Annotated in this window: 19 protein-coding genes; 8 read left to right on the forward strand and 11 right to left on the reverse strand. The window is 44.4% G+C overall.

The genetic code is table 11. The features are described 5' to 3' along the window. Positions 1 to 172: 172 nt before the first annotated feature. Entirely contained in the window at positions 173 to 730 is a 558-nt protein-coding gene (locus QUA90_RS12315; protein WP_333445722.1) for a gamma carbonic anhydrase family protein, read from the reverse strand. Positions 731 to 836: 106 nt separating this feature from the next. Here QUA90_RS12315 and QUA90_RS12320 point away from each other — a divergent pair, with 106 nt between their 5' ends. Continuing rightward, entirely contained in the window at positions 837 to 1,346 is a 510-nt protein-coding gene (locus QUA90_RS12320; protein WP_333211502.1) for a TIGR02652 family protein, read from the forward strand. Positions 1,347 to 1,570: 224 nt separating this feature from the next. Next, positions 1,571 to 2,008 (forward strand): VOC family protein, encoded by a 438-nt coding sequence (locus QUA90_RS12325; protein ID WP_333445724.1) that lies wholly within the window; start codon positions 1,571 to 1,573, stop codon positions 2,006 to 2,008. Between the two features lie 313 nt (positions 2,009 to 2,321). On the opposite strand, the gene ctpB is transcribed toward QUA90_RS12325, so the two are convergent. Beyond that, positions 2,322 to 3,641, reverse strand: coding sequence for a carboxyl-terminal processing protease CtpB (gene ctpB, locus QUA90_RS12330; RefSeq protein ID WP_333322647.1), 1,320 nt, complete (start codon positions 3,639 to 3,641; stop codon positions 2,322 to 2,324). A 196-nt stretch (positions 3,642 to 3,837) separates the two neighbouring features. Between ctpB and QUA90_RS12335 the strand changes: the two genes are divergently transcribed. Beyond that, complete coding sequence (locus tag QUA90_RS12335) at positions 3,838 to 4,683, forward strand: hypothetical protein (RefSeq protein WP_333445726.1); 846 nt, start codon at positions 3,838 to 3,840, stop codon at positions 4,681 to 4,683. A 75-nt stretch (positions 4,684 to 4,758) separates the two neighbouring features. Here the strand turns inward: QUA90_RS12335 and QUA90_RS12340 are convergent, their stop codons facing one another. Then, positions 4,759 to 5,328 (reverse strand): pseudouridine synthase, encoded by a 570-nt coding sequence (locus QUA90_RS12340; RefSeq protein ID WP_006631347.1) that lies wholly within the window; start codon positions 5,326 to 5,328, stop codon positions 4,759 to 4,761. Positions 5,329 to 5,541: 213 nt separating this feature from the next. Here QUA90_RS12340 and wecB point away from each other — a divergent pair, with 213 nt between their 5' ends. Further along, positions 5,542 to 6,654, forward strand: a complete 1,113-nt coding sequence (gene wecB / locus QUA90_RS12345) for a non-hydrolyzing UDP-N-acetylglucosamine 2-epimerase (RefSeq protein WP_333445727.1) — start codon at positions 5,542 to 5,544, stop codon at positions 6,652 to 6,654. A 109-nt stretch (positions 6,655 to 6,763) separates the two neighbouring features. Here wecB and QUA90_RS12350 read toward each other — a convergent pair whose 3' ends face one another. From QUA90_RS12350 to QUA90_RS12360, 3 genes are all read right to left on the reverse strand, one after another. Then, entirely contained in the window at positions 6,764 to 7,651 is an 888-nt protein-coding gene (locus QUA90_RS12350) for a TPM domain-containing protein (RefSeq protein WP_333445729.1), read from the reverse strand. A gap of 288 nt (positions 7,652 to 7,939) precedes the next feature. Continuing rightward, positions 7,940 to 8,461, reverse strand: a complete 522-nt coding sequence (locus tag QUA90_RS12355) for a hypothetical protein (protein ID WP_333322655.1) — start codon at positions 8,459 to 8,461, stop codon at positions 7,940 to 7,942. A gap of 8 nt (positions 8,462 to 8,469) precedes the next feature. Continuing rightward, positions 8,470 to 8,967, reverse strand: coding sequence for a TIGR00725 family protein (locus QUA90_RS12360; protein WP_333322657.1), 498 nt, complete (start codon positions 8,965 to 8,967; stop codon positions 8,470 to 8,472). Positions 8,968 to 9,107: 140 nt separating this feature from the next. On the opposite strand from QUA90_RS12360, the gene QUA90_RS12365 reads away from it, so the two are divergent. From QUA90_RS12365 to QUA90_RS12375, 3 genes are all read left to right on the forward strand, one after another. Continuing rightward, positions 9,108 to 9,269 carry a hypothetical protein gene (locus QUA90_RS12365; protein ID WP_333388914.1) on the forward strand — a complete coding sequence of 54 codons (162 nt, stop codon included), beginning with the start codon at positions 9,108 to 9,110 and terminating at the stop codon, positions 9,267 to 9,269. 138 nt (positions 9,270 to 9,407) lie between these two features. Then, positions 9,408 to 9,617, forward strand: a complete 210-nt coding sequence (locus QUA90_RS12370) for a toxin-antitoxin system, antitoxin component, Xre family protein (protein WP_333388913.1) — start codon at positions 9,408 to 9,410, stop codon at positions 9,615 to 9,617. Continuing rightward, on the forward strand, positions 9,604 to 9,948 hold the full coding sequence (locus QUA90_RS12375) for a type II toxin-antitoxin system PemK/MazF family toxin (RefSeq protein ID WP_333445731.1): 345 nt from the start codon (positions 9,604 to 9,606) through the stop codon (positions 9,946 to 9,948). The genes QUA90_RS12370 and QUA90_RS12375 overlap by 14 nt, the downstream gene beginning before the upstream one ends. Before the next feature lie 147 nt (positions 9,949 to 10,095). Here QUA90_RS12375 and QUA90_RS12380 read toward each other — a convergent pair whose 3' ends face one another. From QUA90_RS12380 to QUA90_RS12390, 3 genes are all read right to left on the reverse strand, one after another. After that, on the reverse strand, positions 10,096 to 10,458 hold the full coding sequence (locus QUA90_RS12380; protein WP_333389218.1) for a type II toxin-antitoxin system PemK/MazF family toxin: 363 nt from the start codon (positions 10,456 to 10,458) through the stop codon (positions 10,096 to 10,098). Then, on the reverse strand, positions 10,416 to 10,637 hold the full coding sequence (locus tag QUA90_RS12385; RefSeq protein WP_333445732.1) for a hypothetical protein: 222 nt from the start codon (positions 10,635 to 10,637) through the stop codon (positions 10,416 to 10,418). The genes QUA90_RS12380 and QUA90_RS12385 overlap by 43 nt, the downstream gene beginning before the upstream one ends. 393 nt (positions 10,638 to 11,030) lie before the next feature. Continuing rightward, on the reverse strand, positions 11,031 to 11,312 hold the full coding sequence (locus QUA90_RS12390; RefSeq protein ID WP_333322669.1) for a hypothetical protein: 282 nt from the start codon (positions 11,310 to 11,312) through the stop codon (positions 11,031 to 11,033). Between the two features lie 17 nt (positions 11,313 to 11,329). Between QUA90_RS12390 and QUA90_RS12395 the strand changes: the two genes are divergently transcribed. Then, positions 11,330 to 11,656 (forward strand): tetratricopeptide repeat protein, encoded by a 327-nt coding sequence (locus QUA90_RS12395; RefSeq protein ID WP_333445734.1) that lies wholly within the window; start codon positions 11,330 to 11,332, stop codon positions 11,654 to 11,656. A 130-nt stretch (positions 11,657 to 11,786) separates the two neighbouring features. Here QUA90_RS12395 and QUA90_RS12400 read toward each other — a convergent pair whose 3' ends face one another. Together QUA90_RS12400 and QUA90_RS12405 are read right to left on the reverse strand one after the other, a co-directional pair. Beyond that, a complete protein-coding gene (locus QUA90_RS12400; RefSeq protein WP_333445736.1) occupies positions 11,787 to 11,972 on the reverse strand; it encodes a hypothetical protein in 186 nt (61 codons plus the stop codon). A 279-nt stretch (positions 11,973 to 12,251) separates the two neighbouring features. Next, positions 12,252 to 12,626 (reverse strand): hypothetical protein, encoded by a 375-nt coding sequence (locus QUA90_RS12405; RefSeq protein WP_333322675.1) that lies wholly within the window; start codon positions 12,624 to 12,626, stop codon positions 12,252 to 12,254. Positions 12,627 to 12,876: the final 250 nt, after the last annotated feature.

Raw genomic sequence — 12,876 nt, forward strand, 5'->3', positions numbered from 1 at the left:
AAATTTGTCATTATTGTACCTCAACAAAACTCATTAAGAGTGAGTCTTATAATCCTGGACGCACGGGCGATCGGAAACCAGGTTTTTTTCAGAATACTTCGTTACAGCCCGCAAAAACCGCAAAAAACCAGGTTCAGAAGGTTTTTAGGCGTCCAGGACTATCCTGAAAACTTTATTCCTTCAACTCACCAAATCCCAAATCAGAACCTTTCCCCGCGTGTACCAAAGCCAACTTTTCGTAACGCTTAGCGTGTTCCACCAACTCCGCAGCTTCTTCCTCAGAGACATCCCGCATTCGCTTGGCAGGCACTCCCGCAACAAGCGTGTGAGGGGGAACGTCCTTGGTGACAACAGCCCCTGCACCGACGATCGAGCCTGTTCCCACCCTCACTCCGTCCAGGACGATCGCCCCAATCCCGATCAGGCAGCCCCGTTCAATGTAAGCTGAGTGAATCACAGCTCGGTGTCCGACTGTAACGAAATCTTCCAAAACCGTCGGTTTCCCCGGATCTCCGTGCAGAATTGCTCCATCTTGGATATTGGTACTTGAGCCGATCGCAATTCGCTCTATATCCGCCCGCACCACCGCCCCGTACCAGATACTAGCGCCCGCAGCCACCTCTACCCTGCCGATGACAACAGCGCCTTCAGCGACAAAAGCCGCTTGGGACAGATCTGGCCTGGGCCAATAGGAAGGAAGTGCAGACAGAGGTTCGTTGAGATTGCTCATTTGTTGGTCGATCGTTATACTTCTAGCAGATTAGCTGGTTGTTGATACGGGATATAATAAAAGTATTTGGGACTTTTGCAGAGAAAATATGCTGGGACGCAAATAAATGATTGAAGTTGCCTTGCAATACCCGATGTTTGGCCCGGAAATTCAGTGTCCCCACTGTCGCCAAACAATTCCGGCTCTAACGCTAACGGATACCTATTTGTGTCCGCGTCACGGGGCATTTGAGGCAGATCCAAAAACGGGGGAACTGGTTCACCTTCAGTCTGGGCGGCACTGGCGCCGCTGGGAGAATGAATGGTATCGCCAGCACACGCACCCGGACGGAATTCGGTTTGAAATTCACGAAGCGCTCGATCGACTTTATACTCAAGGCTACCGAGCAACTCGCGTGATCGTTGCTCAACGCTATCGCGACTTAATCAGCGCTTATTTGGAACGCAGCACGCCTTGGCGCGGCCAAGCGGAATCGCCCCGACCGAGACTGTACGGTTTGCCTGTGGATTTTAGCCCCGATCCTCAAGACGACCCTTGTTGGGAAGTGATTAATTTTGATTTGGAAAAAGAGCCGGGACAGCCGATTAGATATCCCTATTTTCGATTGTTTGAATAGTCAGTTGACAGTTGGCAGTTGTCCGTTGACAGTTGGCAGTTGTCCGTTGTCATTAGGAAATTAACTGACTAAATTTATTCCTGAGTCTGGAATTATCAGTAATAAGTAAATAAAGTAACTAATGATTAACAAATCATAAAGCCGATTAATAACAACTATCAACTGACAACTATCAACTGACAATTATCAACTGCCAACTATCAACTGCCAACTGCCAAAATCTAATGCACCACGCCTCGATTCGCACTGCTAACATACACCGGGCGATCGCCTTTTACGAACAGTTGGGATTTACTGTGAGCGATCGCTTTACCACAGGTTACACCCTAGCCTGTTGGATGGAAGGTCTCAACGGACGCATCGAACTAATTCAAATCCCGGAACCAAAACCCGCACCGGATGCTTTCGGAGACGAGCATTATGTTGGATATTATCATTTATCTTTCGATTTAACTGAGGCGACAACTGACTTGCCTAGCTGGTTGGAGTCTCTGAAACAGCGGTTTGAGGAAGCAGTTAAAGAGCAACCCAATCAGTTTCAACCTTTGAAAGTTTTGTTAGAACCGACTCAACAGGCGATCGGGCAAAATGTTTACGAAGTAGCTTTTATTGCCGATACCGACGGTTTGCCCTTAGAATTTATCCGACGGATGAATAGCTAATTAAGTCAGAGTTGAAACACTTCAGAAATCCCATCAGCCTCCATCTGTGTTCCGAAGTTGATATCTGCGGTTAAAAAATCCCAATCCGACTAATCTGCTTTAATCCGGATATCAATTAACCAATAACTAAATAGAAAAAAAACGAAACAGGAAGCAGGAATAATGCTCATATAGCCAACTTTTTAGCCATCTGCATCTTTCGTTTGGATTAAGGAGATTTACTTAATTACCAATAACTAATCAATAAAAATAAAACCCGCACCAGCGGGTTTCATCTTCATGCTTATTGTTAATAAATTACTGTTTCAACTACTTACTTTTTAGGAACAAGAACCTCATTAGCGGCCACGGGACGCGCCGAGGAAGTAGTAGTTTTCAAAAGTGCGATCGCCTGCGCGTAGCAAGGATCATCCTTAGTCGCAACCAACATCGGTTTGTTAGCTAATTTCAGCTTTTGTTCGTCGGTGATTTCCACCTTAACATCAGGAGTAACCCCCTTGTGGCTGATATCCGTACCGTTAGGAGTATAGTAGTGAGCGATCGTCACCGCCAATCCCGAACCGTCAGCCAAAGAATGCACCGACTGCACCAAAGCTTTGCCAAAAGTTTGGCCGCCCATCACAGTTGCGCGCTTATTATCCTTCAGAGCACCGGCCAAAATCTCGCTGGCGCTGGCCGAGTTGTCGTCCACGAGCACCACCAAAGGCTTGTCAGTGAGCGCAGTGCGATTTGCCTTCATTTCCTGAGAATCGCCCGCGCGATCGACTGTGCGGACGATCGCCCCTGTATCCATCCACATCCGAGCGATATCAATGCTCACTCGCAGCAACCCGCCGGGATTCCCCCGCAAATCCAAAACAAAAGCGTCAGCTTTCTGAGCCGAGAGCTTTTTAATTGCCGCCTCCATTTGTTCGCCCGCGTGGGAGCTAAACTCTTGCAAACGGATGTAACCGACATTCTTACCGCCTTCATTCTTGAGGCTGTAGCGAACCGCTGCTACCTCAATTCTCGCCCTCGTCAGAGTGATATCAAACTCGCTTTTGCCCTCACGAGCAATCCGCAGCGTGACTTTCGTGCCTTCCTCGCCCCGAATTATCTGAGCCGCATCCGAGACAGTCATGCCTTTGGTAGTTTTGCCGTCAATCACCAGAATCGTATCGCCCGCTTGAATCCCTGCCTTCAGGGCCGGGGAATTTTCCATCGGCTCGACTACGGTAATCGCTTTGGTTTTCTCGTTTTCTTCCAGCCTCATCCCCACCCCTGTCAGTTCCCCAGAGGTTTGATTCGTCAGCGCTTCGTACTGCTTCGGGTCCATGAAGCGCGTGTAGGGGTCGTTTAATTTCTCTAGAGCTTTGCGGAGGGCGGTGTAGGCAGCTTCGCGAGAGGTATAATTTTTGCTCAGCAGCTCTTGGCGGGTCACTTGCCAGTCAGTCTTGTTAAAGCTGCCATCAACATAGTCTCGGTTCACAATTTGCCAAGCTTCGTCTAAGACAGCTTTGGGGCTATCTTGAAGCTCGGCGCGGACTGATTGACTCAGGCCGGGAACGAGTAAAGATATCGAAGCGGTTGTTGCCATCGCCCCACTGAACAGGGCTGCCTGTAATTTAGAAAAGCGTCTGCGGGCTTGATTCATTGAATTTGGCTCAATTCGATTTTAGATTTTTGATTTGAGATTTTATATTGCTAAAAAATCTCACACTACTACTTAAACTATTGTGTGGAGGCTCCACCATCCCTTTGGACAGTTTAACGAGATTTATTGTCGATCGCCAACCAATTATTACTCTCTTTCAATAAACTTAATTTAAAACTTGGATTTATAAAGTGCCGTGGAAGCTAAAATCGAACAATTTTCGCGTAAGTGGTTGAGCCTGCTCGTTAATGGAGCTATAGGTATAGCAGCGCTGGCGGGGGTCGTCGCCATGCAGTCTAGCGGGCAGTTGGGCGGAATGTCCCCAGTTCGTGTTCAGGGGCAAAAGTCGCCCTCTGCAATGTCTGCTGCCAGTTTCAAGCAAGCCGCACAGCAAGAAGCGCAGCAAGAAGCCCTACGGCTGAAAATGCTCAAAACTATCCCTAGTTTTGGGTTTGACAATTTAATTGCAGATTGGACATTTCTCAAATTTTTGCAGTATTTTGGCGACGACGAAGCGCGAGATGTGACGGGCTACAATATGAGCCAAGATTATTTTGACATAGTTACGCAGCGCGACCCGCGGTGGGCTGACATCTACCTGTTTCTTTCCACAGCTATTTCTTTTTATCAAGGAAAGCCTGAAACTGCTGTTAACTTTATAGAGCGGGGTACTAGCGCTCTTTCCCTTTCGCCGCAACTTCATTCCCAATCCTGGATAGTGTGGCGAACTAAAGGTATTGATGAGTTGCTGCTGTTGGGGGATATTCCCGAGTCAATTCGCTCCCACGAAATGGCCGCTGATTGGGTGGAAAAAAACCCGGAATGGCAGAAATTGGCGCCGATGTTTAGAGCAACTGCAGAGTATTTGCGCCGAGATCCCGATAGCGTCCCGGTGCGGTTTAATGCTTGGAGCACGGTTTATGCTCAAACAACTGATAAGTTGGTGCGTCAAAGGGCGAGACAAGCTCTTGTCAAGTTGGGAGCTCAGGTGCAAAAAGATCAGGATGGAAAGGAGAGTTTTATTTTGCCCCCTCGAAAGTAGTTGATTATTGATTGTTAACGGTTGACTGTTGACAGTTGACTGTTTACTGTAATTCCCCAATCTAAAATCTAAAATCTAAAATCTAAAATCAGCTTGAGTTAGTTCGCGCCATTCACCGGGTTTGAGGCCTTCGAGACGCAAATGCCCGATCGCGCATCTGACTAACCGCAGCGTCGGAAACCCTACTGCTGCGGTCATCCGGCGGACTTGGCGGTTGCGGCCTTCTGTGAGAGTCATTTCCAGCCAAGCTGTCGGCACGTTTTTGCGAAATCTAATCGGCGGTTCGCGGGGCGGCAAAGGTGGTTCTTCTAACAATAATTGCACTTTTGCCGATCGAGTCCGATAATCTTGAATTGTGACACCTGTCTGCAAAGCGGCGATCGCACTTGCATCGGGAATTCGTTCCACTTGCACCCAGTAAGTGCGGGGATGAGCGAATTTCGGGTCACTGAGGCGGTGCTGCATTTGTCCATCATCGGTTAGCAGCAACAAACCTTCACTATCGCGATCGAGCCTTCCTACTGCATAAATGTTAGGAATAGGAATATAGTCTTTGAGAGTGCTGCGTTTAGTTTCGCTGGAGTTGTCAGTGAATTGAGTTAAAACATCGTAGGGTTTATAAAATAGAATGTAGCGATAAGGCATGACAATTAAACAATAAAAATGTACCAACAGTGCGAGATAAAACTATATAACACCCTCAATAAACCCCTTCCTCTCTATCTTTTCTCCCTCCTCTGCGCCCTCTGCGCCCTCTGCGGTTCCTAAAAAAATAAATCTTATTAACCAAAGATTCAAACCTGCTATAAAATATTGAGCCTTTAAAACCCTCACAAATCTCAACTACCCAATTTTACCATGCCCGAAGCCACACACCGCGTTTGCATCGTCTTAGGAACTCGCCCAGAAGCGATTAAACTAGCCCCAGTCATTCAACTGTTCAAAAGTTCTCCAACCTTTGACACCCAAGTAATTTTAACCGGTCAGCACCGAGAAATGGTCGAACAAGTAATGCAAATGTTCGATCTAAAAGCCGATCGGGATTTAGCAATTATGCAGCACCAGCAAACCTTGACAGATATTACATCCCGGAGTTTGCAGGGTTTGGAAGCATTGTTTAAAGAATTGCAGCCCCACATCGTCTTAGTTCAGGGCGATACAACGACAGCGTTTGCCGCTACTTTGGCTGCATTTTACCAGAAAATACCCGTAGGTCACGTAGAAGCCGGATTGCGGACAGACGACGTGTTCAATCCTTACCCCGAAGAGGCTAACCGACGGTTGATTTCTCAGCTCACACGGCTGCATTTTGCCCCGACAGCACTGGCCGAAGAGAATTTAGGGCGATCTGGCGTTTTGGGAGAAATTCACCGTACAGGCAACACAGTAATCGATGCTTTGCTTTCTGTCGCCAAACGCGAACCAGAATGCAATATTCCCAATTTAGATTGGAGCAAATATCGCACTATCTTAGCAACAGTTCACCGCCGCGAAAATTGGGGAGAACCCTTACAAGGAATTGCTCACGCATTTCTCCAAATCTTAGATAAATTTCCCGATACAGCCTTGCTCTTACCTCTACACCGAAATCCCACAGTCAGAGAACCTTTGCAAGCTCTTTTAGGCGACCATCCGAGAGTCTTTTTAACTGAACCTTTAGATTACGCAGAATTAGTAGGAGCCATTCAAAGATGTCATTTAATTTTAACAGATTCCGGCGGCTTGCAAGAAGAAGCACCTAGTTTGGGCAAGCCTGTTTTGGTATTACGAGAAACCACAGAAAGACCCGAAGCAATTTCTGCGGGTACTGCTAAACTTGTCGGTACTAATTCTGATACAATTTTCTCAGCAGCGGCAGAATTGCTCAGCAATTCCGAAGCATACAACGCAATGGCAATGGCAATTAATCCCTTTGGTGACGGTTTGGCGGCTTCGCGGATTTTGAAAATTGTTGAGGAGTATTTTAGTTAACTACTCCATCGCGAGTTGGGCGGTTGAAACCGCAATTAAACAAACAAAGTCCCCGCAGAGAGGGACTAATTCCTGTTAAAAAAATTCGGTTTTTGCCTCCCTTCCCGAATTACCAATCCCCACCGCCACCCCCACTACTAGAGTCACTACTGCTACTGCTGTAATTGGGAGTGTGACTGCCGTAATTGCGATTGTTACTGCTGTAATTGCGCGGATAACGGCGGTGGCGGTAACGAGATATCCGAGAAAATAAGCTGCGAAATATCCTGAAGATAATGAAACAAGGTATAAATGCTATGAATGCTATGAATAACAACCCTAGTAAGCCATAGATTAAATTCGATGAATCTTCACCTATAGATGTACTATTGCTAATAACTGGCGATTGACTAGGTATTGGTGACGGTTTCACCCCTTGAGATTGTACGATTGGAGCCAAAGGCAGTGTGGTTTGAGATTTAGCATTTACCGTCGGAGTTTGTAAAACATTTACTAACGCCTTTGTCCCGGCTAATGTGCCCCCGTCAAAGTCTTGCTGTTTAAATCTGGGCGTAATTTCGGTTTTAATAATTCCCACTACCTGTGCATCGGGTAAAATGCTTTGAATGCCAGAACCTGTTTCAATTTGAACGCGGCGTTCACCCGACGAAATCAACAATAAAACTCCGTTATTTTTACCTTTTTTGCCAATCCCCCAAAAGTTAAATAATTCTGTAGCAAATGCTTTTGGTGTCGCAGATGGTTTAGTATCAGGCACTGTCACAACAGCGATTTCTGAGCCATTTTTTGCCTCTAAATCCGAAATCATTTGATTGAGTTGAGTTTCGGTGCTGTCGCTGAGAATGTTTGCCTTGTCCGTTACCCAAGTATTATTTAGCTGACGGGGATTCGGTACTTCTTGTAATGTTATAGCTTGGCTTGTTAGGGGAAATGCAATTGCCGAAAAGCACAGCAAACTGCTCCAGATTATTTGTTTGTTGCTAAATTGTAACTGCATTGCTTCAGTCTCCTGAATAACTGCTAGTCTGAAAATGACATATATCTGTCCGCCTAATTACAATTAAATAACCAGCTCGCGGTGATGTCAATTCATATTATTCAGAAGTTGGGTTCATAAAAATCATAATTTTAGGTGCGCCATCAACACTTTACATTTATAGTCCTGGAGGCAGGGGTGGCGAGAAACCGGGTTTTTAACCAAAATAATTGCTGAAAACCGTTAATCTGGGTTCAAAAACCCGGTTTCTTAGTGGGCGAGTGCGAGTGCGAACTAATTTAGATATTTTTAAGGAGAGGGAACTGGTGGCATAAAATTGCTGCTGCCTTTATAACCGGATAAAATAGCCAGTTTTTCCAAAGATTGCCTGCCCGTGTAATATTTTCCCCGAATTTCCCAAGTGGGATAAGCTTTAATATTGGCAGCTTTGCACAAATCCGGTTGAGCATCTTTGCCTCTGGGATCGCACTCAATGTAAGTAATTGCGGTAAATGCTTCTTTGCCGAAAAGTTCTTGTTGCGTGTGACAGTGAGGACACCAGTAAGCACCGTACATTCTAGCTTTGATGGTCTGCAAATGGGTTGCTAAAGCTATTTGATCCGGCACGGATTCGCTGCGAATAGGTGGGGCTTCTTGTTCGGTAACAGGCTGTGCGAAAGGGGGAGGAGGAGGGAGGGTTTGTGCTAATTTTTGAGTGGATTTGTTGCTGAAACTGAACTGTGCAATTCTTCCGTCTGCTTTGGTACTGACGAAAATCCCCAAAGTCAGGAAAATGCCGATCGCACAAAAATTGAATTTGCTTACTCTCATCTTGGATTTCATCTTGAATTTACTAGGATTTCGCGAGCTTGATTCATAGCCTCTACAGCATTGTTTACCACAAAGATGTTAAATTGTGCTAAACCTTGAAAAAAAAGTTGACTTTCGCCACTGTGATTTAACAATATAACTTGTTTGTTAGCTTTCAGAGCGAGTGCTATTTCCGAAGCTGTGCCTGTGCCCATACCGCAGGCAATTATTACGTCTGAAGAAAGAATGTTAATGTTATTTCTGGCGTTGCCCATATCGGTGACAATGGCAATATCTACAGCTTCAGAAATGCCACGAGTGTCATTCCCCGGAAGGATGCCGACTGTTAAACCGTTAGCTGATTTTGCTCCTTTGTTGGCGGCATCCATGACGCCGACATTTCTGCCGCCAGTTAGCAATATCCATCCTGCTTCGGCGATGAGTTGTCCGAGTTGATAGGCGTTTTCTAAGTCTGTTGATGTGGCACTTTCGCCGGGGCCCATGATGCCAATGACGATTTTTTTCATAGTTTTGGGGTGAATATGGTGTTATTAATACTTGCGAGTTTTTTGCACTATATACGAATGTATGTTATCATATAAATAGTGGCTTGATAAAAACAGTTTTTGACACAACTAACTTCCTGAAGCTTCCTAGTATTTTTACTATGAAAGAGCAAACATTTAAACTAGATGAATCTCAGATAAAATTTTTAGAACACTGTCAAAACTATGGATTGAAAAATTCTAGTGAATTGGTTATAATAGCGATTCAACGGTGGGAATTAGCCTTAGAAACCGAGCAGTTGAAAGAATCGGCGATGCTCTAGGCGGAAGTCTATGCAGAAGAGACAGAGTTACATGAATTGGCGGAATTAGGTTTAGAAGAATGACCGAAGGAATAAATTCAATTAAATTGAGAGAGTATAAAATGTAGGCTAAGTTAAAATTAACAAGTGAGAGATAACATGAGTGTCGCCCAAAACCCGGAAACAAAGCTGATGGAAAAAATCCGTAGTTTACCGCCCGATAAAATTACGCTATTAGAAGATTTTATCGATTTCCTTTTAACGCGAAGTGAAGATCGTCTGCTCGTTTATACTGCAACTAAACTCTCAGAAGCAGCTTTTGCTAAAATTTGGGATAACCCAGAAGACGGGGAGTATGACGAGTTATAATTTTGGTGATGTGGTTTTAGTTCCGTTTCCTTTTACAGAGCAAAGTACCAATAAAAAACGTCCAGCAGTTGTGATTAGTTCTGACGTTTATAATGCAGAATATCCCGATCGCATTCTTATGGGTATAACTAGCCAAGTTAGCAGTAGGCCGAAAGTCGGTGATATTATCATAACAGATTGGCGATCGGCTGGGCTTTTAAAAGCTTCTATGATTAAGCCTGTTATTACGACAATTGAGAAGCAACTGATACTCAAAAAATTGGGAAGGCTTCAAGATGTAGATATTCAGTCTTTGAAAGAGGGATTGATTGGAATTATAGGTAATAGTTAAGTGATCGCCCTTCTGAATTATTAGAAAGGACGATCGCTCTTTTTTTACCGCAGATGGACGCAGATTAACGCGGATGTAAGAAGGGATCTCGCCATGATTGATGAATGATGGGCGAGAGCCTTTCTGAATTATTAGAAAGGACGATCGCTATAATTCCAGATAGCGCTGCAAAATCTCTTGACTTTGGGAAAATAGCTCGGATTCCAATTGGCCGACTTGTTGTACTAATCTTGTTTTGTCGAAAGTCATGGGATCGACACAGACTAGCAAACTATCTGCATCTAAACCATTTTGTGGAGATGCGGGTACTAATATCACAGCAGCAGAAATCCGAGGATCGTGAGGACGAGCGGATGTAAATGGCAAAACAGTCACTTTGCTGCGTCGCTCGTTGAACAGCGTACCAGAAATGACTAACGCAGGCCGCGTTTTGCGTATTTCTGTTCCTACTGAGGGATCGAATCTAGCTATCGGGATGCTTCCCAGTCGGTAATCGCTTGAGCTTGCCATTCCTCATCCCATCCTAAATCTAATTCGTCAATTAGCTTGCAAGCTTCTGCTAAAGCTTGGTTTTCTTGTTGTTTTCGCCATTTTTTTAAGAGAGATTCTATCAAAGCACTGGGGTTGGGCGATTTTTGATTGACGTATGTGAGTAAGTCATCTGGCAAGCTGATAGAGATGTCGCTCATTGGCTAATCAGAATAGTTTTTGGTAATTATTTTAGCAACAATTGACTGAAATGACAATTTTTTGTTAGTTGAATGCAACAATAAGGGATCTCGCTCTTTTGATGAATCATGAGTGAGATCTTTTCTGCATTTGGCTGAGAAAGGGATCTCGCTCTTTTTTTACCGCAGATGGACGCAGATTAACGCGGATGTAAGAAGGGAGCTCGCCATGATTGATGAATGATGGGCGAGAGCCTTTCTGAATTATTAGAAAGGACGATCGCTATAATTCCAGATAGCGCTGCAAAATCTCTTGTGGACGACGAGATAGAATTCTTGATTTTCATCGAAGTGGGCGAATAGCTGCGGAATGCGATCGTGGCCACCTAACTTGTACAGGTGTTAAGGTTCGCTTTAAAACAGGCGTTTGGCTTCTTGCAGCAAGAAGGGATCATTGGACTGGGGCTTGAATCTCTTAACCACGCGCGGGGGCTTGTCGAGTAGATATTCGTCCTGTGCTAAGTAGGTTTCGCCAAATCCACCTTTACCCAATGAGCTGATTATGTAGTAATGTCCGCCAATAGTTTTGCCAATAATCATTTTGTTGTGATAATATTTTTGATAATTATCACACACTCGGATCGGATTCGGCGTACTTCTATAAACCGTCGGAGAAGCAGCTTCATTAAAACTCAATAACTGCAATAAAGGCAATGACTACAAAATTGATCGCAGATTACGATCGGGCTATTAAGCTTGATTCTAACCATGCTATAGCCTACTTCGGTCGAGGTGTTGCCCAATATGCCCTAGGGAGAAACCAAGAGGCAATCGCAGATTACGATCGGGCTATTAAGCTTGATTCTAACCATGCTATAGCCTACTACAATCGGGGTAATGCCAAATATGCCCTAGGGAGAAACCAAGAGGCGATCGCAGATTACGATCGGGCTATTCAACTTAATCCCAACTATGCTGATGCCTACAACAATCGGGGTAATCTCAAATCTACTCTTGACGACAAACAGAGTGCAATCTAAAATTACCAAAAAGCCGCTGATTTGTATAAGCAACAAGGAAAAACAAGTGATGAGCAATATGCTGTCAACCAAGTAAAAAAACTATCCGAACAGTAGCGAATAACTGAGAATAATCATGCCTTCAAATGACTCACCCACTCCTGAAAATATCAATCGGAATCGCCCAACTCAAAGCTTCCATATGCCGAAAAACAGCCTGAGAAGGCACACTCCCATCCGCCAACTTAAACACATCAATTCCCCCCAAAGGATATTTCGATTTACCATTAATCCCCACCAACTTACCATAACTATCCAATACAGGCCCGCTACTCATACCCTCGGCAATATCATTAGTCTAACCAAGTTGGTATCCACTCTCAAGGGATTGAGCCGGCAATATTCTCACTTTCCCACTCGTTAACTTAAAAGATTTTAGCCCTCAATTCCGAGTCTTCTCTATAGACTCTGAATTAATCCAATGCCAATTGGGAAAACCCGCAGCATAAACCCCATCTCCCACCGATAGCTTATTTGAGTTTCCGATTTCCGCAACTCGATAGGATTGAGAAGTGGTAAACTGCACTAAAGCTAAATCTACGTTACCAAACTGAGATTAACGCAGCCATTTAGCAATATGCGTCCGTCCGTCTGCTGTCAATACTTGATAAGTTTTGTCCTGATTATCAGCTACCACATGATTGTTAGTCAAAACAGTATAAATTTGTCCTTGACGCTGAAGAATTACGCCGCAACCGGAGACAGAATCAGATAAAATTCTGACTGTGACAAGATTAGCAATTTCGGAAACTTGCTGGTTAACTGGTTCGGAGATAACAGGAGATGCTGCTGAAAAATGTTCTGGTGTTTCTCGCGCTAAACCGTTTAAGATGCAAGTTAGTAGCAGTGAGATTGCTATAATTTGCCACTGATTCACAGATTTTACTGGCTTATCCTTGATTGTTCCAGTAAAGTGTGAAAGCAGGCTCATAATTATACCTCATTCGCTGACATTAACAGTTTGATATACTGATATAATTATGACACTAACTGCCTCGACACCAACTACTAATCGCCTTTAGCCAAAGTAAAATAATCTAGAAAAAGCAATCAAATTAGTAGAACAAAAAATTTCCGGGTGGGAAGAAATCATCCTCCACTCACCTAGAGCGTCGGTTCAGTATTAGGAGTTGACAAAAAAAGGACTTTATGAAATTAGCCAGTGCATGAGTTCGACTCTA

Origin of the sequence: Microcoleus sp. D3_18_C4 (genome assembly GCF_036702355.1) — a bacterium.
In the GTDB taxonomy this organism is placed as follows: domain Bacteria; phylum Cyanobacteriota; class Cyanobacteriia; order Cyanobacteriales; family Microcoleaceae; genus Microcoleus.

Excerpts from the sequence above, each read along its gene's own strand:
- QUA90_RS12315 (WP_333445722.1), bottom strand. The coding sequence starts at position 730 with ATGAGCAATCTCAACGAACCTCTGTCTGCACTTCCTTCCTATTGGCCC.
- QUA90_RS12320 (WP_333211502.1), top strand. The coding sequence starts at position 837 with ATGATTGAAGTTGCCTTGCAATACCCGATGTTTGGCCCGGAAATTCAG.
- QUA90_RS12325 (WP_333445724.1), top strand. The coding sequence starts at position 1,571 with ATGCACCACGCCTCGATTCGCACTGCTAACATACACCGGGCGATCGCC.
- ctpB (WP_333322647.1), bottom strand. The coding sequence starts at position 3,641 with ATGAATCAAGCCCGCAGACGCTTTTCTAAATTACAGGCAGCCCTGTTC.
- QUA90_RS12340 (WP_006631347.1), bottom strand. The coding sequence starts at position 5,328 with ATGCCTTATCGCTACATTCTATTTTATAAACCCTACGATGTTTTAACT.
- wecB (WP_333445727.1), top strand. The coding sequence starts at position 5,542 with ATGCCCGAAGCCACACACCGCGTTTGCATCGTCTTAGGAACTCGCCCA.
- QUA90_RS12350 (WP_333445729.1), bottom strand. The coding sequence starts at position 7,651 with ATGCAGTTACAATTTAGCAACAAACAAATAATCTGGAGCAGTTTGCTG.
- QUA90_RS12355 (WP_333322655.1), bottom strand. The coding sequence starts at position 8,461 with ATGAGAGTAAGCAAATTCAATTTTTGTGCGATCGGCATTTTCCTGACT.
- QUA90_RS12360 (WP_333322657.1), bottom strand. The coding sequence starts at position 8,967 with ATGAAAAAAATCGTCATTGGCATCATGGGCCCCGGCGAAAGTGCCACA.
- QUA90_RS12365 (WP_333388914.1), top strand. The coding sequence starts at position 9,108 with ATGAAAGAGCAAACATTTAAACTAGATGAATCTCAGATAAAATTTTTA.
- QUA90_RS12370 (WP_333388913.1), top strand. The coding sequence starts at position 9,408 with ATGAGTGTCGCCCAAAACCCGGAAACAAAGCTGATGGAAAAAATCCGT.
- QUA90_RS12375 (WP_333445731.1), top strand. The coding sequence starts at position 9,604 with ATGACGAGTTATAATTTTGGTGATGTGGTTTTAGTTCCGTTTCCTTTT.
- QUA90_RS12380 (WP_333389218.1), bottom strand. The coding sequence starts at position 10,458 with ATGGCAAGCTCAAGCGATTACCGACTGGGAAGCATCCCGATAGCTAGA.
- QUA90_RS12385 (WP_333445732.1), bottom strand. The coding sequence starts at position 10,637 with ATGAGCGACATCTCTATCAGCTTGCCAGATGACTTACTCACATACGTC.
- QUA90_RS12395 (WP_333445734.1), top strand. The coding sequence starts at position 11,330 with ATGACTACAAAATTGATCGCAGATTACGATCGGGCTATTAAGCTTGAT.
- QUA90_RS12400 (WP_333445736.1), bottom strand. The coding sequence starts at position 11,972 with ATGAGTAGCGGGCCTGTATTGGATAGTTATGGTAAGTTGGTGGGGATT.
- QUA90_RS12405 (WP_333322675.1), bottom strand. The coding sequence starts at position 12,626 with ATGAGCCTGCTTTCACACTTTACTGGAACAATCAAGGATAAGCCAGTA.